This is a genomic window from Nitrosospira sp. TNL300 (assembly GCF_055385915.1).
Window position 1 is genome coordinate 2584429 of record NZ_AP041005.1, and the last position, 22338, is coordinate 2606766.

General features: G+C 53.6%; 19 protein-coding genes and 1 pseudogene. 13 read left to right on the forward strand and 7 right to left on the reverse strand.

Annotation, left to right across the window (positions count from 1 at the left end; genetic code table 11):
• Window positions 1-211 precede the first annotated feature (211 nt).
• On the forward strand, window positions 212-1336 hold the full coding sequence (locus ACZ5BW_RS11815) for an S-(hydroxymethyl)glutathione dehydrogenase/class III alcohol dehydrogenase (RefSeq protein ID WP_464540176.1): 1125 nt from the start codon (window positions 212-214) through the stop codon (window positions 1334-1336).
• Window positions 1337-1373: 37 nt separating this feature from the next.
• The gene (gene fghA / locus ACZ5BW_RS11820; protein WP_464540178.1) at window positions 1374-2243 is read left to right on the forward strand and encodes an S-formylglutathione hydrolase; all 870 of its coding nucleotides are present in this window, start codon (window positions 1374-1376) and stop codon (window positions 2241-2243) included.
• 394 nt (window positions 2244-2637) lie between these two features.
• On the opposite strand, the gene ACZ5BW_RS11825 is transcribed toward fghA, so the two are convergent.
• On the reverse strand, window positions 2638-2844 hold the full coding sequence (locus tag ACZ5BW_RS11825; RefSeq protein WP_464543756.1) for a hypothetical protein: 207 nt from the start codon (window positions 2842-2844) through the stop codon (window positions 2638-2640).
• A 374-nt stretch (window positions 2845-3218) separates the two neighbouring features.
• Entirely contained in the window at window positions 3219-5138 is a 1920-nt protein-coding gene (locus ACZ5BW_RS11830; RefSeq protein ID WP_464540180.1) for a S9 family peptidase, read from the reverse strand.
• A 547-nt stretch (window positions 5139-5685) separates the two neighbouring features.
• On the opposite strand from ACZ5BW_RS11830, the gene ACZ5BW_RS11835 reads away from it, so the two are divergent.
• Together ACZ5BW_RS11835 and ACZ5BW_RS11840 are read left to right on the forward strand one after the other, a co-directional pair.
• On the forward strand, window positions 5686-6042 hold the full coding sequence (locus ACZ5BW_RS11835; protein WP_464540182.1) for a type II toxin-antitoxin system RelE/ParE family toxin: 357 nt from the start codon (window positions 5686-5688) through the stop codon (window positions 6040-6042).
• Complete coding sequence (locus tag ACZ5BW_RS11840; RefSeq protein WP_464540184.1) at window positions 6039-6323, forward strand: helix-turn-helix domain-containing protein; 285 nt, start codon at window positions 6039-6041, stop codon at window positions 6321-6323. The genes ACZ5BW_RS11835 and ACZ5BW_RS11840 overlap by 4 nt, the downstream gene beginning before the upstream one ends.
• A 554-nt stretch (window positions 6324-6877) precedes the next feature.
• Here ACZ5BW_RS11840 and ACZ5BW_RS11845 read toward each other — a convergent pair.
• From ACZ5BW_RS11845 to ACZ5BW_RS11855, 3 genes are all read right to left on the reverse strand, one after another.
• Entirely contained in the window at window positions 6878-7903 is a 1026-nt protein-coding gene (locus ACZ5BW_RS11845; RefSeq protein WP_464540186.1) for an HAF repeat-containing protein, read from the reverse strand.
• 140 nt (window positions 7904-8043) lie between these two features.
• A complete protein-coding gene (locus ACZ5BW_RS11850) occupies window positions 8044-8259 on the reverse strand; it encodes a helix-turn-helix domain-containing protein (RefSeq protein ID WP_464540188.1) in 216 nt (71 codons plus the stop codon).
• Between the two features lie 249 nt (window positions 8260-8508).
• Entirely contained in the window at window positions 8509-9297 is a 789-nt protein-coding gene (locus tag ACZ5BW_RS11855; protein WP_464540190.1) for a Kazal-type serine protease inhibitor family protein, read from the reverse strand.
• 493 nt (window positions 9298-9790) lie between these two features.
• Between ACZ5BW_RS11855 and ACZ5BW_RS11860 the strand changes: the two genes are divergently transcribed.
• From ACZ5BW_RS11860 to ACZ5BW_RS11895, 8 genes are all read left to right on the forward strand, one after another.
• Window positions 9791-10702, forward strand: coding sequence for a hypothetical protein (locus tag ACZ5BW_RS11860; RefSeq protein ID WP_464540192.1), 912 nt, complete (start codon window positions 9791-9793; stop codon window positions 10700-10702).
• A 224-nt stretch (window positions 10703-10926) separates the two neighbouring features.
• Window positions 10927-12031, forward strand: a protein-coding gene (prfB, locus tag ACZ5BW_RS11865; RefSeq protein ID WP_464540194.1) for a peptide chain release factor 2 whose coding sequence is annotated in 2 segments (ribosomal slippage) — window positions 10927-11007 and window positions 11009-12031 — 1104 coding nt in all. Because the reading frame shifts where the segments join, the coding sequence is not laid out codon by codon here.
• 15 nt (window positions 12032-12046) lie between these two features.
• Complete coding sequence (gene lysS / locus ACZ5BW_RS11870; RefSeq protein WP_464540196.1) at window positions 12047-13570, forward strand: lysine--tRNA ligase; 1524 nt, start codon at window positions 12047-12049, stop codon at window positions 13568-13570.
• Window positions 13571-14149: 579 nt separating this feature from the next.
• The gene (locus ACZ5BW_RS11875) at window positions 14150-16552 is read left to right on the forward strand and encodes a heavy metal translocating P-type ATPase (RefSeq protein ID WP_464540198.1); all 2403 of its coding nucleotides are present in this window, start codon (window positions 14150-14152) and stop codon (window positions 16550-16552) included.
• A 66-nt stretch (window positions 16553-16618) separates the two neighbouring features.
• Window positions 16619-16828 (forward strand): heavy-metal-associated domain-containing protein, encoded by a 210-nt coding sequence (locus ACZ5BW_RS11880; RefSeq protein WP_464540200.1) that lies wholly within the window; start codon window positions 16619-16621, stop codon window positions 16826-16828.
• A complete protein-coding gene (locus ACZ5BW_RS11885; RefSeq protein ID WP_464540203.1) occupies window positions 16812-17123 on the forward strand; it encodes a metal-sensitive transcriptional regulator in 312 nt (103 codons plus the stop codon). The genes ACZ5BW_RS11880 and ACZ5BW_RS11885 overlap by 17 nt, the downstream gene beginning before the upstream one ends.
• Before the next feature lie 69 nt (window positions 17124-17192).
• Window positions 17193-17924 (forward strand): c-type cytochrome, encoded by a 732-nt coding sequence (locus tag ACZ5BW_RS11890; protein ID WP_464540205.1) that lies wholly within the window; start codon window positions 17193-17195, stop codon window positions 17922-17924.
• The gene (locus tag ACZ5BW_RS11895; protein ID WP_464540207.1) at window positions 17921-19219 is read left to right on the forward strand and encodes a c-type cytochrome; all 1299 of its coding nucleotides are present in this window, start codon (window positions 17921-17923) and stop codon (window positions 19217-19219) included. The genes ACZ5BW_RS11890 and ACZ5BW_RS11895 overlap by 4 nt, the downstream gene beginning before the upstream one ends.
• Before the next feature lie 54 nt (window positions 19220-19273).
• Here the strand turns inward: ACZ5BW_RS11895 and hpnA are convergent, their stop codons facing one another.
• Window positions 19274-20266 carry a hopanoid-associated sugar epimerase gene (hpnA, locus tag ACZ5BW_RS11900; RefSeq protein WP_464540209.1) on the reverse strand — a complete coding sequence of 331 codons (993 nt, stop codon included), beginning with the start codon at window positions 20264-20266 and terminating at the stop codon, window positions 19274-19276.
• 128 nt (window positions 20267-20394) lie between these two features.
• Window positions 20395-21690 carry an RNA-guided endonuclease InsQ/TnpB family protein gene (locus ACZ5BW_RS11905; RefSeq protein ID WP_464574152.1) on the reverse strand — a complete coding sequence of 432 codons (1296 nt, stop codon included), beginning with the start codon at window positions 21688-21690 and terminating at the stop codon, window positions 20395-20397.
• Between ACZ5BW_RS11905 and tnpA the strand changes: the two are divergent.
• A pseudogene (tnpA, locus tag ACZ5BW_RS11910) lies at window positions 21637-22112 on the forward strand (IS200/IS605 family transposase). The gene ACZ5BW_RS11905 and the pseudogene tnpA sit on opposite strands and share 54 nt — an antisense overlap.
• Window positions 22113-22338: the final 226 nt, after the last annotated feature.

The following is a 22338-nucleotide window of genomic DNA, read 5'->3' on the forward strand; positions in this document are numbered from 1 at the left end:
TAACAAGGCAAATCACCAGCGTGCAGAATATTCAAAATATTCAAAACCGGCTGTTCCAGCATAGGACAGGTCAACCGAAAAAGCAAACCAACGCGCCCGTGGAGGGATCAGAAAATGATGGATACTGATTTACCCGTGCCGCATTTGTAAGTCGCCCGCATCCTCCTGCATACTAATGCGAGATCGTGCAAAAATAAGGAGCATACGTTACATGGATACGATAAAAACCCGCGCGGCAGTGGCGTGGAACCCAGGCCAGCCTTTGAAGATCGAGGAAGTGGACTTGATGCCGCCAAGGAAAGGCGAGGTGCTGGTGCGCATAGTCGCTACGGGAGTCTGTCATACAGACGCATATACTTTGTCCGGGAAAGACCCCGAAGGCAAATTTCCGGCTATTCTGGGGCATGAAGGCGGCGGCATCGTCGAGGCGGTCGGCGAGGAGGTGACCAGCGTGGCGGCAGGCGATCACGTCATCCCGCTGTATACCCCCGAATGCCGCCAGTGCAAGTTCTGCAGATCGGGGAAAACCAACCTGTGCCAGGCGATAAGGGCAACCCAGGGACAGGGGTTGATGCCGGATGGCACTACCCGTTTTTCAAAGGATGGAAAACCCATTTATCATTACATGGGTACTTCGACTTTTTCCGAATATACGGTAATCCCTGAAATTGCCCTGGCCAGGATCAGCAAGGAAGCACCGCTGGAAAAGGTCTGCCTGCTCGGCTGCGGCGTTACGACCGGCTTGGGTGCGGTGACCAACACTGCAAAGGTAAAGGCAGGCGATACGGTAGCGGTATTCGGCCTGGGTGGCATAGGGCTGGCCGCGATAATCGGTGCTGCGATGGCCAAAGCTGGACGCATCCTCGCTATCGACATCAATCCGGACAAATTTCAAATTGCGCGTCAACTGGGCGCTACTGATGTAGTGAATCCCAAAGACCACGACAAACCCATCCAGGAGGTGATCATCGAGATGACCGATGGCGGCGTGGATTTTTCCTTCGAATGCATCGGCAATGTAAAGGTCATGCGGTCGGCATTGGAATGCTGTCATAAGGGCTGGGGGGAATCGGTGATTATCGGCGTTGCCGGCGCGGGAGAAGAAATCTGCACCCGTCCCTTCCAGCTCGTTACCGGGCGCGTATGGCGCGGATCTGCTTTTGGTGGCGTAAAAGGCCGCTCCGAGTTGCCGGGTTATGTGCAGCGCTATCTCGATGGAGAATTCGAGCTGGACATCTTCATTACCCACACGATGGGATTGGAGGATATCAACAAGGCATTCGACCTCATGCATGAGGGCAAGTCCATCCGCACGGTGATACGTTTCGACAAATGATTTGTGCAGTTTCCGTTAACCGCAAAGGTTTGTACCCATGAATCAGAATCCAGAGGAGTTGCAGCTTCTCTCATCGCATCGTTCGTTCGACGGATGGCAAAAACGCTACAGGCATTTTTCGCCATCGCTGAACTGCGAAATGAATTTTTCCATCTATCTTCCACCGGCGACAGACCAGGGCGAAAAAGTGCCTGCTGTCTATTGGCTATCTGGCTTGACCTGCACGGATGAGAATTTCACGATTAAAGCCGGGGCGCAGCGGGCGGCAGCAGAATCTGGCATCGCGTTGATCATGCCAGACACCAGTCCGCGAGGAGAAAAGGTGGCGAGAGCAATCGATCATGCCTACGATCTGGGCCTGGGCGCGGGTTTCTACGTGAATGCCACGCAAGAGCCCTGGAGCCGGCATTACCGGATGTATGACTATATCGTCGATGAGTTGCCGCCCCTGATGGAGAAACACTTTCCTCTCGCTGATCGGCGCTCGCTCAGCGGTCATTCAATGGGAGGACATGGCGCTCTGATGATCGCCTTGCGCAATCCGCAGCGCTATCGATCAGTATCCGCCTTCGCACCTATCGTGAATCCTACCACCAGTCCGTGGGGTATGAAGGCCTTCAGTCACTACCTGGGAGATGACGTCAAGAACTGGTGGAACTATGACGCCTCTTTGCTTATAGAATCTGCCCGCCCCTCGGAGTATCTGCCCATGTTGATCGATCAGGGCTCTGCCGATGAGTTTCTGGCCGAGCAACTGAAAATCGAACGTTTTATCGCCGCATGTAATACGGCGAATTACCCTGTACGAATCAACATGCGTGAAGGTTACGATCACAGCTATTTCTTTATCAGCACATTTATCGGAGAGCACCTGCGTTTTCACGCAGACGCCCTCAAGAATTCTTGAACAGATTCCCTGAACCTGTAAACGGGATATTCCCATCCCCCAACCCCTGCGATAAACGGTGCGACAATTTGCCACATTCCCAGAGGGGTAAAAATCCATTATTCTGCTTGTGACTTCTCCTTGAAGTTGCCAGTAGTACCGCGTTTGTTTTACGCATTATTTTCCTTCTACATTTGGGCTCGGCGCACATCGCCCCACGATGTCACGAGCCCTTTTCTTTTTCTGATCGAGTTTTTCCTGTTGCTGGTGGAAGTACTTTGAGTTTGGGGAAGCACTTTGAGTTTGGGAAGGGGGAGTCGGGGCAAAATTTACCCATGATAAAATAGGTTATCATGGGTAAAAATAATAAGAGGGGAGAGGCAATTTTCTTCGGAAACAAGATTGGAGGTGATTATCACCCGCCATGGCAAAGCCGTGGCCTGGTTAATTCCGAATACTCCTCTTCATGATTCCAGTAAGGCGGCGGCAGCTGCCAGGCGCATCCGTAGCCGAGCAGTTGCCCTAAAGCACGGCGGTGCTTTTGACTGGCAGGAATGCCTCCATCTGCCTGCTTCAGAAATCCAATAATTTGCTCATCCGTAAATCGCTTCTTCACGTCCATTCTCCTCTCGAAAAACGAACTTTACTAGATTCCAAATGGCACGTTTTATGGGGAGCACATCACTTTAGACCGGTACTGATTCCGGGGTAGGGTCAACGTCAACAGACCCTAGAACGCCCATGGCACTACTATCGGGGGCACATCAAATCTATCCTGATTGGAACAGTTGGAACGCCGATCGACGCATGAGCCATGCCCAGGAATTGTTTGGATGGGAAAGGGAGCTGGTTTGGAGATAATCTGCGCAAAAAGCGCTCGAAAATGATAGAGGATTGGCGTACGTTGCCCGAGCCGCGTCTAACCCCAGATACGCTCACTAGCTCATGATTTCCATGCTAGGTAAGCTTAGGATCTGCGCTTAGCTATGCCAGCGACTAAAATTGAAGTCCGGATCGCACTAGCAGCGTCGCGTAAAAGTACAGTTCAGCATCCAGTGATCGTCTGATGTTGGAGGCTTGGCGGAATCCATGTTGCTCGCCATGAAACAAAAAGTAACCTACGGGAAGTCCTTTTGAACGTATTCGACTAACCATCATTTCCGCTTGATTTGGAGGAACTATTTTATCTTCGTTACCTTGAAAAAAAATCACTGGCACTGATAATCGCTCAGTAAAATTGATAGGGGAACGAGCCTTGTATTTCTCTATTTCCTGGGGATATTTGCCAACCAGCCAATCCAAATAATGGGATTCAAACTTATGCGTGTCCCGAACCAGAGCTTCTAAATCCCCAACCCCATAGTAGCTGGCACCTATTTTGAAAAAGTCATTAAATATGAGCGCACACAAGGTAGTGTATCCCCCAGCACTCCCCCCAGTGATCGCGGTACGTGCTTCGTCACCTCGTTTGGTTTTACAAAGGAAGCGCGCTGCATTTGTGCAGTCCTCAAGGTCCACGATCCCCCAGGTCTGATAAAGACGATTGCGGAACTCTCGGCCATAACCCGTACTCCCCCCGTAGTCAACATCAACAACCGCGTATCCTCGACTCGTCCAATATTGAATTCTTAGGTCAAGCGTACTGGATGCTGCAGCAGTAGGTCCACCATGGCTTTTTACAATGAGCGGCGGTAACTCATCTACGCTAGCCGTGAAGTCCGGATTGTATGGCGCGTAATACCATCCATACGCACTTCGGTTGCCAGTTGGAAACTCGATAAGTGTCGGAATCGAAATGTAGGCATGAATAGAGGAATCTTCTATGACCTCCGTTGACCGCCGGAGAATCTCGATGGTAGCTGGTGGTTTTATTCCGATCTTGACGACCGATGAAGGCTTGTCCGGAGCACCCGCCCTGACAACTATGTAATTCGCATTTACACGTACGCTAGCCGCCTCCGTGTAAGGGAAACTGATGGGTGTTACATCCCCTGTTTCCTCGTTAATAATCTCAAGATGCGTGCGGCCATTCGCAATGTAACTAACCACTACCCTGCTGTCTGAGGCGAATCCATACGTCGCCATACCGAAGGACCATTGCGCTTGACCGAATTCAGCCTTTTTGGGCATAACCGCTTCGATTGAATCGTTCTTAACTCGATATAAGTTCCACCAGCCACTTCGGTCCGAAATGAAATATAACGTCCCATTCAACGACCATTCTGGTTGAAAAATCGACTCATCTATAGAGCCAGCGATCTTCCGCGGCGAAGTAATTTCGCCTGAGTCAGTCACATTTGCCGTCCACAATTCCGAACTCGTCCATGGCATATTGGGATGGTTCCACGTCAGCCACGCAAGCCTCTTTCCATCGGAGCTAAGCCGTGGGTTGGAATAAAAATCGTTGCCTGAAATTAGGATCTGATCGTCACTTAGACCGTCTACGGCAACGGCAACAATAGTGTTGACCGCTACCCCATCTGCTTGGCTATGATCTTCGCGTACCGTGATAATTCTGCCGCGACTCTCATCAATAATGCCATCGGCATACCGACATTGAGGTGCACTCCCAATGGCGAGAGGAGGTCCCCCCGGATTTTGACGGTATAATTTTTGATCTGAATCGTTACTGAAATATACCGTACCATTTTTAACTAAAACAGCACCTCCACCGTACTCATGAACCCGTGTTCGTGTGCTAAATGACTCCGGCACAACCTCGCGCGTAGTCCCATCGGCTAAACGTTTTACTAAAACGAAGCGTCCCGCTTCTTTTGGACGGCTTTCGATCCAATAAACGTCATCATTATCCAAGAGAACATCGACGAGAGTAACCGCCTCGGCGACAATTAAATCGGAGGTAATTGGCGACTTCCAAAACCCATACGGAGACACTGACTTGGTTGCTTGGTTCATTTCAATCCTTGATCTCTTAATTTATGGTTGGAGCCCTATGACATTGGAACATTGTACTCAGTATTACTATAAATAAGATTCAAGTGTTTTGATTGTGATCATAATTTTTTATTTATATATTACGCACCTTAACCCCTAACTGCAGTACCCCCGGAGTAGCCAAAAAATGGTATCCCTGCTAACTTTTGCTGCTCGAGCTTTAACGAAGACAAGGTGTGAGCGAGCAAGGCCGATCTCTCACTAGATCTAGCTCTAATGAGAGACTCATTAACCTCCCAAAAAGCCTATCAATAGACACTGATTTGATTTATGAGGGGCTCTCTATCACAGCATCCTTAATCCCTGTGAGAGCAAATGATCATTGATTACGCCAGAACATCAACCATCGAACCGAAGTCGCCGGTTTCCAGGCTCAGCTTGGCTAGCAAATCAAGAGGCTTATTGATTCGATAAGACATGCTGTTCATTGTCGAGGGAGCCATACGAATCCTTTTAATCGACATATAATCGTTGCTACAAACATACAAGATTTTGTATAGTTAGCACTGTGGATAAGCCAGCAGATGAACCAAAGCGGATTGAATTCAGGGGAACCTCCCTTAATGATTTAAGGGCCTTCCCTACCTCTGTCCGCCGTGAGGCGGGTTTCCAGCTCCACTTGGTGCAACATGGCAGTGATCCAGACCATTGGAAGCCAATGAACACTATCGGTCAAGGCGTGCGAGAGATCCGCATCTGGGACGAATCAGGTGCTTTCCGAGTGATTTATGTCGCAAAATTCGCCAATACCGTCTATGTGCTTCACTGCTTTCAAAAGAAGACACCAAAAACCAGTAAAGCTGATATCGATTTGGCCGAGAAACGCTATCGTGACCTTTTACAGGAATTGAGGTTAGCCCAATGAGTAACGAGCGATTTACCAGCGTATGGGACGCTATTGAAGACACTCCCGAAGAAGCAGAAAACATGAAGCTTCGGTCGTCTCTAATGCTGGCTCTGAAAAATCATTTGCTCCACAACAACATCAGCCAAACTGAAGCCGCCAAGCTGTTTGGCGTCACGCAGCCGCGTATTTCTGATTTGATGCGTGGCAAAATCAACTTGTTTTCCCTTGACACCTTGGTAAACATGGCTGCTGCAGCTGGTCTGCATCTTGAAATACGTGTAATCCCAGAGACTGCATAAACATAGCGAGGCAGCTTGGACAAAAACTCACCAAAGGGTTAACGAATGGTTGCGCGTGCACGTTGGGAAACGGCGCAGCGGTGGTATGAGGTTGAGCTTGTTCGTGACTTGCTGGGTGATTGGGTCCTTATGCGCTGCTGGGGCAGTAAAGCTTCCAGGCAACACGGAGAACTGTCCTATCTGGTAGCGGGAGAGGCCGAGGGAAGGCAATTTATTGAACGGATTCATTTAGTGAGACTACGACGTAAGCCGGCTTACTGGCGTGCTTATTAATTCATAAATTCTTTTTAGCCGTTTCCCCTTCTACAAGAAAAATTGAGCCAGCCCGCATTCAATAACACGGGGATATTCCCTAGCTTGACCCAGACATGCCTTGGCTGTAGCAAAAGGGAGTGCTTTTGCACGGAGCGGAAAACCTGCCTCACCCTGCCCAATTAACCCTTGAGCTTTATCTCACCGAAGTGTGAACGCATCTCGTTCTTTTTCTTCCTCATGCTCAATCATTCCACCCCCAGCAATACGTCGGAACGTTTCATTGCGGCAATCCGCCAAGACTACGCTCGATATGAGACCCCTTCCAGCGCATCTGCCTTCTGTTTGTGCCGCACCATGACGCCTGTCAGGACTAGGCCCACCAGCATCAGGGCGTAGGATTCCGTCTCGGGAATGACAGGTAGAATCTCAGCAGATACGAGTACCTGCCCGCTGTTGTTGATGGCAACTGCCTGGGTCATCACAAGCCCGCCCGGCAAGTGCACCAGTGAATTGAGATCGGTCATTCCCACGGCGTCGGGGCCGGTGATAAAAGCGTGTCCACCTGCAGCTGTGTAGGACACCCCCACCACCTGCCCGGCGTCGTTGATGCCGGAAGCATAGCTCTCACCCCCGCCCAAACTGCCCAGGTCTCTCATCCCCTCCCCATCAGGACCGGTGATGAAGGCATGGAAATTACCTTCAGCCACGTTAAATGTCCCCACCACCTGTCCGGCATCGTTGATGCCTAAGGCATAGCTCCCGCCCCCGCCCAAACTGCCCAGGTCTCTCATTCCCATCCCATCAGGACCAGTGATGAAGGCATGGGAATTACCTTCAGCCGTGTGAGAGTATCCAACCACCTGTCCGGCATGGTTGACGCCATAGGCCTCGCTCTCGTCCCCACCTAAAGTGCCCAAGTCTCTCATCCCCTCCCCATCAGGACCAGTGATGAAGGCATGGGAATTACCTTCAGTCATGCTAGATGTCCCCACCACCTGTCCGGCATCGTTGATGCCGTAGGCATAGCTCGAGCCCCCGCCTAAAGTGCCCAGGTCTCTCATCCCCACCCCATCAGGACCAGTGATGAAGGCATGGAAATTACGATCAGCCGTGAAAGAGGCTCCCACCACCTGTCCGGCATCGTTGATGCCGCGGGCATCGCTCGAGCCCCCTCCCAAATTGCCCAGGTCAATTACCGTCCTGCTGTTAAGGTCAACAAGGAAGGTTGTTTCGGCGTTTGCATGATTGACAAAACCAAGGCCGGTAGTTAAGGCTGCAGCCAGGATAAGATGGCGAACTTTGAAGGAATGGCTGAGTAGTGTCATGATATTCTCCGGCAAGGCGTGTTTGACAATCCATTGCTTCAATGTAGATAATGGAGTTCATACTGTCAAAGGAGCTTCTTTCGATCTTTGGTTTTTGGTTCTATTTTTAAACTTTCCCCCAACTAGCGGGATCTTTCTTCTTATCGGATGTATTGATAAAGGGTCTCGCGGCTTATCCCAAACTCTTTCGCCAGCTTTGTCCGGTTTGCTCCCGCTGCGGCCTGCTCCCGCAGCTGCGCAATCCTGTCTGCGCTCAGGGCCGGCTTCCTGCCCTTGTAGACTCCCTTGGCCTTTGCCAGGGCTATCCCTTCCCGCTGCCGCTCCTTGATGAGCGAGCGCTCAAACTGGGCGAGCAATAAGCGGGACTATAGCTTCCCGCGTATTCGTTTATCCCCTCACAATATAGTTACTCCGTCTCGTTTTCGTGATACTGAAACGGCTGGCAGGTAGCTGTCGGTGAAGGCGGGATATGCGCTCAGATGCGGGTCTGGGGGTTGCCAATTGCGGAAGTGAACGGATTTGCCGCAGGAGCCCTGGACACCCTGGATGGAAAACCTGATGGACGGATAAGCCACCCGTCCACGAGGTTTCCCATAGGGCATAAGCTATCTACCTTTGCAAATCCCCGGACAATCGGCCCCGCCCCGCTTGGGATCGCAATCATCGGAAGGATCGTCCACACAGGTTTTGCCTTCGGGGCATCGAATACCTGCGATTCCTCCGCACGCTTGCTGCTCAGTCTTGCATTCACCCTCATGGTCGATTGATACTCCTGCAGCCGCCGCTGTACATGCGTTCCCGTACGTTTTTCCGTCGCAGCCGCAAACGGGCCGGAATTCGCGCGTGCAATTTCTTGGTTTTGTCTTGCAGGTGCCTTGCGCGTCTGCGATCTTGCATTGACCGACCCCAAAATCACAGTACTGTTTTTCATCGGGACAACGTTTTCCAGCAATGCCGCCACAAACGTTCCCCTCCCCTGTCCCGGAACCAACAGGTTTACACTGGTCTGTAAGCTCAACATTCAGGAAGGTACCTGCCCTTGGGTGGATTCCACGCAAATTTTGTACAAACTCCCTAAATTGGTTAGGTTTTGCGCTGAATCCCGCCTCCGCACAGGCACTGATGCCACCTTCACGTGGTATAGGGCCACCGATTCTTGGGCTGTAGACGATGAAAGTATCGACAGCCTCCGAGGAAATGGCCTTGCCGACCTGCCGGCGAACTGTTGCCAGGGCGGAATTATCCAGCGCACCTCCGGTGCTGCCCAGGTTAATGTTTACAGCGCGGTTTGCCGGATCACCGGTGGTTCCGCCAGCTTCACGTTGCTGGGCAATAACGGCGGTGGAGCCCAGCAGTACTACTCCCAATAGAAAAGCATGAGTTAATTTCTTCATTTTTTCCTCTCACCAATAGTTAAGTTAACAAGATCACGTAACCGACCCTTTCTTCCCTCCTGGTGGAGTTACTCCTGGAGCAGGCGACCCACAGTTCTTTTTCAACACCCCGGCAATTAGCGTCCTCCTTGAGTGGATAGCGCCTATTCTCATGCCGATGATTCTTTTCATGCTCGCCTGTATTTCCTTGCTGATCGGGAAAATTCCGCCATTTACCATTTTTCTGTCAGGGGTAAGGAAACACTATTAAAAATAGATCACGCTTTCCAAAAAACAAGGGGAAATAACGCCCGGAGATGCTAAAGCTGACCGGCTAAAGCCGGTGGTTTAAACCTGGGGATAGAAAATTAATCATGTTTGGACGCCGCTTTTGAACCAGCGAGAACAACGACCCGGAAAACGGGTGCGGTAGCGTACATATAAAGGATTGTATCGAGCATAGATTATCGCGAGACCACATCGATGCTTTCTGAGGATTTAGCAGGAGAGAATTATGGACTGCCAACGGATTACGATAACTTGGATTGGAATTCTGCTGCTCGCCAGCAGCGCGGGAAGCGTGACAGCGGAACAGACGAAAAAGGTTGTTGAGATAGCGGCGCTGGATAGCCCAAGCGGCCCACCTCCTTGCGGACAGGATGGCGTATGCAATGCAGCAGCATGTCCCCAAGATCCGGACTGCCCCAAGAAACGGCTAGGCAAACCAGGTTCTGCTACGGGTTCGGCACCCGACCGGACTGTTCAACATTTATCAGATCATCCGGTTCCTACCTCGACATCTGGCAAGGGGCCGACAAACAAGACTTTGGCTAAGGCAGCCTCGGCGAATGGTGCGATCTACGGCGTGTCTATCGGTGAGGATTCTGACGATCCATGTTATATGGAAATCAAATATAGGGACGTGGCAACCCGAGAAGCACAATCATCGTTAAAGTTTTCGGAATGCGCTGGGCATAAAGTCGGAGATCAACTCACCCCCTCACTCCCGAATGGCGCTTTCGTCACTGGCGTCCAGATTTGCATGAACTCGGCCAGGAACAAAATGAAAGGTATAGCGTTGATTGGCAACTATGATGCATGCATTCTTGGCGCGGAGACCGTTACTGTAGCCGTACCTCCTTGCACGCAAGGTTCTTCTGGTGGTAGTGAGTTCAATATTTGTGATCCGGACGCTCCTGCCTTCAAAACCGTCTCCTGTGATCGGTCTTTGACCTCCTTCGTCAAACGCCCGCATTGCCCGGGTTCCAAACGTGAGCCACCAGATGAAGACTGGGAGAAGGAGATATCGTGTCCTGCTGGGATGCTAGCAACCGGCATGGCGTTCAGAACCATCGACGGCAGCGGTGATCGCAAGATGATAGACGGCGTAGCCTTGGTATGCGACACCCTGATTCCGGCCCGTTGAAGGCCCCAATCAAAATCTGCTGGGCAAGCGATATCATCACAGCAGGGTTTCGTGAAATGGCCTGGAGAAGCAACTGTTCTCTAAGCGCTCCACTGAATCCGCGCTCTATCAATGAGAATTTCCCCTTGCCGAAAGAGTCGGATCATCCGCATCCAGCCTGAGGCTGGGCGCCGCTTCCTGTATAATTCCCTTTTACTCCCTTTATACTTTGAAAGCATTTTTTCATGGAAGCAGAACACGTCAACGCTCTCACCCACCAGCTCGGCGATCTGGATAGCCGGGCAGCAGAACTGCGGAGGTATCTTTGACTTCGATACCAGAAAAACACGTCTGACCGAACTTAATCGGTTGACGGAAGACCCGGCTGTCTGGGATGACAACAAGCGTGCCCAGGAACTGGGGCGCGAAAAAAAGATGCTAGAAAGCGTCGTCATCAACCTGGAAACAATCTCCCGCCAGTTGCAGGATACGCGGGAGCTGTTCGAGATGGCGGAAGAGGAGGATGACGACCCTACTCTTCAAAGCGTGGCGCGCGACATCAGCCACTTGGAAAAAGCAGTGTCGGACATGGAATTCCGGCGCATGTTTTCCAACCCCATGGATACGAATAACTGCTTCGTGGATATCCAGTCCGGCTCGGGCGGTACCGAAGCGCAGGACTGGGCCGCGATGCTGGAGCGCATGTATCTGCGTTATTGCGAGCGCCGTGGCTACGAGGTGGAAGTGATGGAAGAGTCGCCGGGCGAAGTGGCGGGAATCAAGAGCGCGAGCCTCAAAATATCGGGTGAATATGCCTATGGCTACCTTCGCACCGAAACCGGCGTCCATCGACTGGTGCGCAAATCGCCGTTCGATTCCGGCAATCGCCGTCATACCTCGTTTGCGAGTATATTCGTCTATCCGGAAGTGGATGAGACCATCGAAATCGATATCAATCCCGCGGACCTGCGGGTCGATACCTTCCGCGCTTCGGGTGCCGGCGGCCAGCACATCAACAAGACTGACTCGGCGATCCGGATTACCCATAACCCTACCGGTATCGTCGTTCAATGTCAGAGCGGGCGTTCGCAGCATCGTAATCGCGCGGACGCAATGGCCATGCTGAAATCGCGCCTTTTTGAAGCGGAGCTGCGCAAGCGCAATGAGGAAAAGCAGGCGATAGAAGACACGAAAACCGATATCGGCTGGGGGCATCAGATCCGCTCCTATGTGCTGGACCAGGCGCGCATCAAGGACCTGCGGACGGGGGTGGAAAGCGGCAACACCCAGGCTATCCTCGATGGGGATCTGGATTATTTTATCGAAGCAAGCTTGAAACAAGGCGTATAAGAGGACCGACCTGAGATGGATGAGGCTTTAGAGAAGGATTCGGAGGAAACGGATCGGTTTCAGGCGGAGATCAGGCTTGTCGAGGAGCGGCGTGCCAAACTGGATGCGCTGCGTGCGACGGGCAATGCCTTTCCCAATGACTTTCCCCGCGAGCATTTCTCGGCGGACCTTCATCGCCAGTATGGTGAGCACGCCAACGAAACGCTGGAGGCAGAGCCGATACCCGTTTGCGTGGCTGGCCGCATGGTCCTCAAGCGAGTCATGGGCAAAGCAAGCTTTGCCACCCTGCAGGATATGAGCGGTCGCATCCAGCTTTACATTGCAAAGGATGTAGCGGGCGACAGCGCTTATGACGCATTCAGGCATTATGATCTTGGCGACATATTGGGTGCAGAGGGTACCCTGTTTCGGACCCGCACCGGGGAATTGTCGGTACGGGTAACAAACCTGAGATTGCTCACGAAATCGCTGCGACCGCTGCCGGAAAAATTTCACGGGCTGACCGACCAGGAGCAGAAGTACCGGCAGCGCTATCTCGACCTCATCACGAATGAAACCAGTCGCAAGGTGTTTATCGCGCGCTCCAGGATCATCCAGACCATCCGCGAGTTTCTGGCGGGCCACGGCTATCTGGAAGTCGAAACGCCCATGATGCATCCTATCCCCGGGGGTGCGGCTGCCCGGCCCTTCATCACGCATCACAACGCGCTGGACATGCAGCTGTATCTGCGCATTGCACCCGAGCTTTATCTCAAGCGCCTGGTAATAGGCGGCCTGGAAAAAGTATTCGAAATAAATCGCAGCTTCAGGAATGAAGGGATTTCCACACGGCACAACCCCGAATTCACCATGTTGGAGTTTTACGAGGCCTATCGGGACTATACGTATCTGATGGATCTTACCGAGGCCCTGCTGCGGGAAGTAACGCTAAAGGTGCTGGGCGCCACCAGCTTCACTTATCAGGGGCGGAAACTGGATCTGGCGCAACCCTTCGAGCGGCTCACCATCACCCAGGCTATCCGGAAATTTCATCCCGAATATACTGAGGCGCAGCTCGACGATCGCGCATTCCTGTTGAAGAAATTGCAGGAACTCGGAATTCCTTATAAGCCCGAGGACGGTATAGGAGGATTACAGCTTGCCCTGTTTGATGAAACCACTGAGCATTTGCTGTTCGAACCTACTTTCATTGTCGATTATCCGGCGGAAGTGTCGCCGCTTGCGCGTCGTAATGACACGAATCCTGCGATAACCGACCGGTTTGAGCTATACATAGCAGGGCGTGAGATTGCAAACGGATTTTCGGAGCTGAATGATCCGGAGGATCAGGCGGCGCGCTTCCTGGAGCAAGCCAGAGCCAAGGAAGCAGGCGATGCGGAAGCCATGCACTACGATGCCGACTACATCCGCGCACTCGAATACGGCCTGCCTCCCACCGCCGGAGAAGGTATCGGCATCGACCGGCTGGTCATGCTCCTGACCGATAGCCCGAGTATCCGCGATGTCATCCTGTTCCCCCAATTGCGGCGGGAGGATTGAAAATCTGGATCGTTTCGATTGTCTAGGGCCTGTTAACACTTATTTCGCGACCCGCGTTGCTGCACGAAAAAGCGTGGGGCAAGGCGCGAAGTGCAGGGCATAGTGAACCTATGGTCAAGCTTTGCAACGCAGCATCCACGTTTTTTCATGCGCAACCCGAAGGGACGGGACGGATTTTATCCAGTCCATCGTTACTCGCCGCTTACAGAGACTTGCTCTGCGGCGCGGCTTGAGCTTTTGCCTCAACGCTGCTGGATTCACCGTTCCGGGCTGGACTCCCCAGCTCGCTCGCATCGCGAAGCACTTTCATCCTTCGCCATCTTCTTCAAGCTGGAAGATGAAATCGTCTGCTTGAACCTTTTACTCCATTCCCTGCCAAAGTTTATATACCCTACCCTGGTATTGATTATCTGTGGATGGCACAATGAGCAGCTTCATTTCTGTCGGCGTCGTGGTTGCTACGATGATTGCTGCCAAGGTACCCAAGGGATGGACAGCTAAAGGAATTTGACAACCGAAGGGATTTGACATATACCCCTATAGGGTATAAAGTTAGCTGACCGTTTTGGAGACGCCATCATGAGTTCTCTTACTCTCAGGCATATCGAACTGCCCATCGAAGGCATGACTTGTGCGGCATGCGCGACCCGAATCGAAAAAAACCTCAACAAGCTGCCAGGTGTGCAGGCAGCAGTAAACTTCACCAACGAAAAAGCGCGGATCGAGTTTGACGCGTCGAGCACTCAGCCAGAAGATCTGATTCATTCCATTGAAAAAGCAGGTTTCCAAGTTGCGCCTCAGTCGGTGCAGTTGCAGATCACTGGCATGACCTGTGCGGCATGTAGCGGCCGGATCGAGAAGGCGTTGAGCAAGCTTTCCGGCGTTACCGCCTCCGTCAATCTGGCAACCGAAACCGCGCATGTCAGTTACAACCCTGCCGTGGAAACGGTGGAAGATATCATCAACGCTGTCGTCAAAACTGGCTATGGCGCCCGCGAGCTCAGCGATACTAGTCGTGCCGAAGAGAAAGTGCGCAAGCTGGCTGCCTATCAGGCGGAGCTTCGCATGTTCTGGATTTCTGTGGCTCTCAGCGTGCCGCTGCTGGTGCAGATGGGGCCGATGTTATGGGGCGGTGAGATGGAGCTGCTGCCGCGCTGGCTCCAGTTGCTGCTGGCCACGCCGGTACAGTTCTGGATAGGCAAGCGATTCTATGCGGGTGCGTGGCACGCGTTGCGAGGCGGTGGCGCCAATATGGATGTACTGGTCGCGCTGGGCACCAGCATGGCCTATCTTTTCAGCGCGGTGGTCACGTTGCTGGGGCTGGATCAGCATGTCTACTTCGAAGCGAGCACGGCCATCATCACTCTGGTGCTGCTCGGCAAATTGATGGAAGCACGCGCCAAAAGCAGGACTTCCGCCGCCATCGAGGAACTCGTCAAGTTGCAACCCAGGACAGCGCGTGTGGAGCGCAACGGCGAGATCATCGAGGTGGACGTGGATACGCTCAAGGAGAGCGATATTTTTCTGGTTCGCCCGGGCGAAAGCCTGCCGGTAGACGGCATCGTCCTCGAAGGTGCATCCAGTGTAAACGAAGCGATGCTGACAGGGGAAAGCCTCCCCGTGGCAAAGCAGGCAGGCGCCACGGTATACGCCGCCACAGTGAACCAGCAGGGCATGCTGAAATGCCGCGCTACAGGTGTCGGCGCACATACCCAGCTCGCGGCCATTATTCGCCTGGTTGAGGAAGCGCAGGGCTCGAAAGCGCCTATCCAGCGTCTCGCGGATACCATCTCCGGTATCTTCGTGCCAATCGTGACTGCCATCAGTATCCTGACTTTTATCCTGACATGGTGGCTGGCGGGCAATTTTGTCCCGGCCCTGGTCAGCGCGGTGGCGGTGCTGGTGATCGCGTGTCCCTGCGCGCTTGGGCTGGCGACCCCGACCGCCATCATGGTAGGTGTAGGCCGCGGCGCGCAGAGCGGCGTGCTGGTCAAGAATGCCGCAGCGCTCGAGCATGCCGGGAAAATCGAGACACTCATCCTGGACAAGACCGGCACGCTCACCGAAGGTAAGCCAGCGCTTACGGATATCGTCCCTGCCGAGCCTTTTACAGAACGAGAGCTGATGCGCATTGCGACGACCCTTGAACAGAGTTCGGAACACCCTCTGGCAAAAGCAGTCATGGAACATGCCAGTAAAACGGGTATTCAACCGGAGCCTGTAACCAATTTTCAGGCTGTCACTGGCAGCGGCATCACTGGCAATGTTGGCGATATCGGGTATATTCTTGGCTCACCCGGATTCCTGCGGGAACACGGGGCGCGGGTTGATGAGAATGCAGTATCTGCCCTTCAGTCCGAAGGCAAGACGGTCGTCGGCCTTGTCGCCGTGAATATGCCCTCCGGGGAATCTCCCCAGATGGTGGGCTATCTCGCCATCGCCGATCAGCTCCGCGCAACTTCAGCACGGGCGGTGTCGCGATTAAAAGCGATGGGTATCGAGGTTGTGATGCTCACCGGCGACAATGCGCCAACCGCGGCTGCAATCGCAGGCCAAGCAGGGATAACCGTGTATCGGGCCGAGGTGCTGCCACAGGACAAGGCCGCAGAGGTGGGCAATTTGAAGGAAGGCGGCAAAGTTACCGGCATGGTGGGCGATGGGATCAATGATGCGCCCGCGCTGGCGGCGGCTGACGTAAGTTTTGCCATCGGTGCGGGTTCGGACGTCGCGATCGAGGCAGCCGACATTACCCTCATGCGCGATGATTTGATGAGCGTGGTCGACGCCATCTCCCTTTCACAGATGACATTGGGGAAAATCCGGCAGAACCTTTTCTTTGCCTTTTTCTACAATGTGCTGGGGATACCGCTCGCGGCGATGGGTCTGCTCAATCCTGTCATTGCAGGTGCGGCGATGGCAATGAGCTCGGTATCAGTGGTAAGCAATTCCCTGTTGTTGAAGCGCTGGCGAGCGAGTGCCTGAGCTTTCGTCACGGGATGAGCGATAATAAATAACCTCAGCCAGCCAAACCAACCAAAGGAGGCAGAAATGCAAGCGGAAGTCATAAAAATCAACGGAATGACCTGCATGGGCTGTGTCAATAGCGTGAAAAATGTGCTGGAAAAGATACCCGGGGTGAGCAATGCAAATGTCTCCCTGGAACAGCAACAGGTAACCATTGAGTATGATGCTTCCAAGGCTCATACTGATCAATTCAGGGAGGCAATCAAGGATGCAGGCTTTGAAGTCGAAAACTGACAAGAAACCTTGCCACATGCCAACTGCGGTGGTGCAACCGGATAAGGAAGCGTTGATAAAACGCCTCAACCGCATCGAGGGCCAGGTGCGCGGCGTGGCGAAAATGATCACGGAAGACCGTTATTGCGTTGACATCCTGAATCAGGTGTCCGCGCTTCAGTCCGCGCTCGATGCTGTCGCAATGCGCCTGCTTGAAAATCACACGCATGGCTGCATGCAGAGTGCGATCAAGTCGGGAGAGGGAGACACAGCAATCGATGAGCTGATGACAGTGGTGCGCAGGTTCGCCCGCTAGCGTGGTCCCGATTGAGGATAATTTTTATTGTAACGGCCGCAATCCCTTGCACAAGAAGAACCTTCCACAATGAATCCTCCTATCCTCATTGGATCAGCCCTGATCGCCTTGCTGCTGATCGGGTTGCCTGCCGTAGCCCACGAGATTCCGGACACAACGGAAGAACGTGTGAAGGCATGCATCATTTGTCACGGTCCGGAAGATAAAAAGGGTAGAGATGAATATTACCCTCGCATCGCAGGCAAGCCGGAAGGCTATCTTTTCAATCAGCTGCGGAATTTCCGGGATGGCCGCCGCCACTATCGGCCCATGGCCCTGCTGCTCGAAGGCCTGCCCGACGCATATCTGTGGGAGATGGCCGAATATTTTGCCTCGCTAAAACAGGCCTTTCCTCCACCTGAACCAATGCGGACTTCATCGCCCAAAGTCAAAATAGCGCGCGAACTGATCGAGCATGGAGATGCTGCCCGGAATATACCCGCCTGCGTCGGATGTCACGGCAAGGACCTGATGGGCATAGCGCCGTTCATTCCCGGTCTTATTGGTCTCCCGCGCGTATATATCATGGCCCAGTTCGGCAACTGGCAGCACGGCGCGCTGATGCGCGGACGAACGCCCGACTGCATGTCGGAAATAGCAAAGAAGCTTACCACCGAAGAGGTAAGCGCTGTTGCCATGTGGCTGGCCGCGCAACCTGTTTCCGAGTCGGACGAGAGACATGCAGGTGCGGGGGTAGAATTGCCCAAGAGGCTGGCAAGACGCTGCGCCAGCATCATTCCACAAACAAGCAATCCAAAATGAGATACGGCTTATACGGCTCTCTAACAATCCTGATTGCCGGATTTACCGGCCTGGGCATTTTGCTGGTGCCACCCATTACGCTGTCGCCGGCAGCAGAAAAGCCGGAGGCAGCGGAGATACGCGATACTGCCGAAATCGAGGGGCAGCGGGCACGCGGCGCTTATCTGGCACGCATCGGCAACTGCCTGGGTTGTCACACGGCCTATAGCGGACTCCCATATGCTGGAGGACACATCCTCGATACTTCGATCGGCATATTCATCACGCCTAATATCACTTCTGATAAAGAAACGGGTATCGGCCTCTGGAGCGAGGAAGATTTCTGGCGAGCTCTCCATAACGGCAGGGGGCGCGATGGAAATCTCCTTTACCCGGCATTTCCGTATTCGGAATATACCAGGGTATCGCGCGAAGATTCGGATGCCATCTTTGCCTACCTTCAATCACTTCCACCCGTGAGGCAGCGTAATGCACCCAACCGCATCAATTTCCCTTTCAACTGGCGTCCGCTGCTGCATCTCTGGCAGCTTATTTATTTTTCTCCAGGCATATATCTTCCTGACACGATGCAGGATGAAGAATGGAACCGGGGGGCCTACCTCGTGCAGGGGCTCGGGCATTGCAACGCATGTCATACCCGGCGCAACATATTGGGAATAAGCAAAGGAGATATCCTGGGAGGAGGTCAGCTCATGGGTTCAAACTGGTATGCGCCGTCGCTGACTTCCCTCCAGGAGGCCAGTACCGCCGATTGGCCGATCGAAGACATTAAGAGATTGCTAAAAACCGGGTCCACTTCGCGCGCTGTGACTACGGGACCGATGGCGAATGTTGTCAGCCAGAGTCTCCAGTTCCTGACAGAAGACGATGCACGCGCCGTGGCAAAGTATCTGAAATCTTTGCCCGAAACCGAGCCTCGCTCCCGTGGAATCGCCCCTCCCCTTACCGAAGAAGTCGACAAGCAGCTTAAAAAAGGGGGGAAGATTTACGAAACCTATTGCCAGGACTGCCATGGAAACCTGGGGGAAGGCGCACCGGGAAGCTATCCGGCGCTAGCCGGCAACCGTGGGGTGACAATGGCATCCCCGACCAACGCGATCCGCAGCATTCTCAATGGCGGATATGCTCCTGTCACTGAGGTCCAGCAACGTCCCTACGGAATGCCGCCATTTGCGCAAGTTCTGCCCGATGGGGAGATTGCACTGGTGCTGTCGTATATCCGTAACTCGTGGGGCAACCGGGGAAGTCTCGTTACTGCGGAACAGGTAGACCGAAGCCGAAAAGGCGCACAGTAGAGCGCGCCAGCGGGTCCACCTCGTCATTATCCGTGAATCGGTGAAATATCTGGACTAGCCACAGTAACCGTTTGCCTGGAACCAGTTCATTGCATCCTCGAGCGCAGCCGCAGCCGGGCGATAGCGATAACCCAGTTCTCTTACCGCCTTGTCACTGGAGTAGAACATTTTTTTCTTTGCCATGGAGACGCTATCCACGGTAGCGCGTGGCTCAACCTTGGTAACGGCGGACATTTTTTCCATCAACCAGGCAGCGGGCACCATCAGCTTGACGGGAAGACCAAGTCGCCTGGTCTGCTTGCCTCTTATCTCATCGATTTTCTGCAGAATCTGCAGCAAAGTCATGTTTTCGCCCCCGAGGATGTAACGCTCGCCAGGTTTTCCATGCTTGTACGCCAGCAGATGGCCTTCAGCGATATCGTCAGCATGCACGATATTCAAGCCGGTATTCACGTATGCCGGCATTCGATTGCGCAATGTATCCACTACGATGCGGCCGGTGGGGGTTGGCTTGATATCACGCGGCCCTATCGGCGTGGAAGGATTGACGATGACCATGGGCAGGTTATGTTCCCGCGTCATCTGCTGAACAATTTCTTCAGCCATGAATTTCGATCGCTTGTAGTGTCCGCACATCGATCCCAGGCTGGAAGGCGTATCTTCGTTGGCAGGAACGCCATTTTCAGTCGTGCCCAGCGTCGCTACACTGCTGGTATAGACTATGCGTTTCATTCCAGCTTCGGCGGCTGCAAGAACCAGTGCCCGGGTTCCCTTTACATTGATTTCGTACATGGTATCCGGATTGGGTACCCACAGGCGGTAATCTGCTGCCACATGAAACAAGTTATCACACCCGGCGACTGCCCGTTTCAGGGAGGGAGCAGAGCGTAAGTCACCTTCCGAAATTTCAACGTGCAACTTATCAAGATTTCGTCGATCGCTTCCTGGCCGAACAAGACAGCGCACTTCATGGCCCGCTTCCAGTAAACAGCGCGTTACTGCGGAACCGACAAATCCGTTGGCTCCAGTTATTAAAGACTTAGTCATATCTGACCCTTTCGACTTCCGGATTCAGTGCGAACCTGCGAGCAGCCACTCGCTTTGGTGTCGTTCAGTGATGAATGCTGCCCCTTTAACATCCTCCCCCGCCTGAAGGCAGGGGATTCCTACGGCGCTCAAGCGCGGCATTGAGTTGCCCCTGAGTCGCTTCGGTGGGTTCCTGCTGCTGGCGACCTGACTGCATCGCTCACTTCACAGGCGAACCGGGCGTGTCCCGCCCTTAAAATATTGATCGCGCCGACGACATCGGCGTTTTCCTCGAAATCGCATTCCGCACACGCGAACCTGGCTTGCGTCTGGCGATTATCGGCTGATACATGGCCGCAACACGGACAGGTGCGACTCGTGTTCTGCGGCGGCACCCCGATGAGATAGCCGCCATTCCACGCCAGCTTGTAGTCCAGTTGGCGGCGAAACTCGAACCAGCCCTGATCGAGGATGGATTTGTTCAGGCCGGACTTGGTCCGAACGTTTTTACCCGGTTGTTCGGCTGTGTCTGCCGCCGACCTGGACATATTGCTCACCTGCAAGTCCTCGATACACACCATTGCGTGGTTTTGGCTGATCGTGGTCGTGGCCTTGTGCAGGTAATCGCGGCGGGCGTTGCCGATGCGGGCATGAATACGCTGGATGCGAGCTTTCGCTCGTCTCCAGTTGTTGCTGAACTTCTGTTTACGGCTCATCGCCTGCTGCGCAAGGCGCAGCGCGGACTCATGCCGCTTGAAGCTGTTCAGGGGCGCGTAGAACGTGCCGTCCGACAGCGTGGCGAAACGGGTGATACCCATGTCGATACCGACCGCGCCGCCCTGCGGAATCGGCTGCTCAAGCTCACGCTCAGTCTGGATCGACATGAACCACTTGCCTGCATTCAGACTGACTGTGACGTTCTTGACTTCGCCTAGCACCTCACGGCTGTTGCGGTAACGCAGCCAGCCCAGCCTGGGCAGGAAGATGCGGCTGTTGCCCTGATCGAGCTTGATCTGCTTCGGGTCGGGATAGCGCAAGCTGTCGGACTGGCCTTTCTTCTTGAAACGCGGGAAATCGGCCCGCTTGGCGAAGAAGTTGGCGTAGGCGCGCTCAAGATCCTTGAGCGTCTGTTGCAGCGGATGCACGGGCGCATCCTTGAGCCATGGCGTTTGTGTTCCGTTGCGCCATTCGGTGAGCAACTTGCACAGACTGGCGTAGCCGAGCTTCTTCTCGCCTTGCTCGTAGCGTTCCTTCTGTAAGGCCAACGCCTTGTTGAACACGAACCGGCACGACCCGGCGAAACGGCGCATCTGGTGCTGCTGTTCGCCAGCCGGCATCAGTTCGTATTTGAAGGCTTGGAGACGTTTCATGCGGATAGTATAGTTTGGCCTATGAGCAACGACAACGATATCAGGCACGGCAGACACTGCGTATTTCTGATGCATGTGCACCTGGTCTTCGTAACCAGATACCGCCGCGAAGTGTTCACCAAGGAAACTCTCGACGGCCTGCGTGACATCTTCGCCAGCGTCTGCGCCGATTTCGAGGCGGAACTGGTGGAGTTCGACGGCGAGGACGATTACGTCCACCTGCTGATGAACTATCCTCCAAAGTATCCGTCTCGGCGCTGGTGAACAGCCTCAAGGACGTATCCAGCCAGATGATCCGCAAGAAGAGCTACCCGAGCATCCGCAAGAAGCTATGGGACGGTGCACTGTGGTCACCGTCCTGCTTTGCCGGTAGCTGTGGCGGCGCTCCAATCTCAGTGATTCGACAGTACATCAAAGAGCAGCAGGCGTCCGCGCTATCCTTCCCCGGCTTGAAGGCCGAGGCTTGTCGCGCATCTGGTCAGAGCCACTCGCAATGATCAGGGATCAGACGGCGGCGAATCCGCAAAAGCGTTGCGCACTCACAGCTTTCCACTTGAGAAAACCAGGTGAGATCCTTTATACGGGAATTCTGGGTAATTCAACAATAGATCGTTGTCTGAAGCAGGCAGGATGAAGCGTTACAAAGAACAAAATGCATCCAGCAATATAGTAGAACCTCTCTTTATAGTAGAACCTCTCTTTACCCCACCTGCTGATCCTGGC

Bases quoted from the DNA above. Each gene is read 5' to 3' on its own strand.
- ACZ5BW_RS11815 (WP_464540176.1), top strand. From the start codon at position 212: ATGGATACGATAAAAACCCGCGCGGCAGTGGCGTGGAACCCAGGCCAG.
- fghA (WP_464540178.1), top strand. From the start codon at position 1,374: ATGAATCAGAATCCAGAGGAGTTGCAGCTTCTCTCATCGCATCGTTCG.
- ACZ5BW_RS11825 (WP_464543756.1), bottom strand. From the start codon at position 2,844: ATGGACGTGAAGAAGCGATTTACGGATGAGCAAATTATTGGATTTCTG.
- ACZ5BW_RS11830 (WP_464540180.1), bottom strand. From the start codon at position 5,138: ATGAACCAAGCAACCAAGTCAGTGTCTCCGTATGGGTTTTGGAAGTCG.
- ACZ5BW_RS11840 (WP_464540184.1), top strand. From the start codon at position 6,039: ATGAGTAACGAGCGATTTACCAGCGTATGGGACGCTATTGAAGACACT.
- ACZ5BW_RS11845 (WP_464540186.1), bottom strand. From the start codon at position 7,903: ATGACACTACTCAGCCATTCCTTCAAAGTTCGCCATCTTATCCTGGCT.
- ACZ5BW_RS11855 (WP_464540190.1), bottom strand. From the start codon at position 9,297: ATGAAGAAATTAACTCATGCTTTTCTATTGGGAGTAGTACTGCTGGGC.
- ACZ5BW_RS11860 (WP_464540192.1), top strand. From the start codon at position 9,791: ATGGACTGCCAACGGATTACGATAACTTGGATTGGAATTCTGCTGCTC.
- lysS (WP_464540196.1), top strand. From the start codon at position 12,047: ATGGATGAGGCTTTAGAGAAGGATTCGGAGGAAACGGATCGGTTTCAG.
- ACZ5BW_RS11875 (WP_464540198.1), top strand. From the start codon at position 14,150: ATGAGTTCTCTTACTCTCAGGCATATCGAACTGCCCATCGAAGGCATG.
- ACZ5BW_RS11880 (WP_464540200.1), top strand. From the start codon at position 16,619: ATGCAAGCGGAAGTCATAAAAATCAACGGAATGACCTGCATGGGCTGT.
- ACZ5BW_RS11890 (WP_464540205.1), top strand. From the start codon at position 17,193: ATGAATCCTCCTATCCTCATTGGATCAGCCCTGATCGCCTTGCTGCTG.
- ACZ5BW_RS11895 (WP_464540207.1), top strand. From the start codon at position 17,921: ATGAGATACGGCTTATACGGCTCTCTAACAATCCTGATTGCCGGATTT.
- hpnA (WP_464540209.1), bottom strand. From the start codon at position 20,266: ATGACTAAGTCTTTAATAACTGGAGCCAACGGATTTGTCGGTTCCGCA.
- ACZ5BW_RS11905 (WP_464574152.1), bottom strand. From the start codon at position 21,690: ATGCATCAGAAATACGCAGTGTCTGCCGTGCCTGATATCGTTGTCGTT.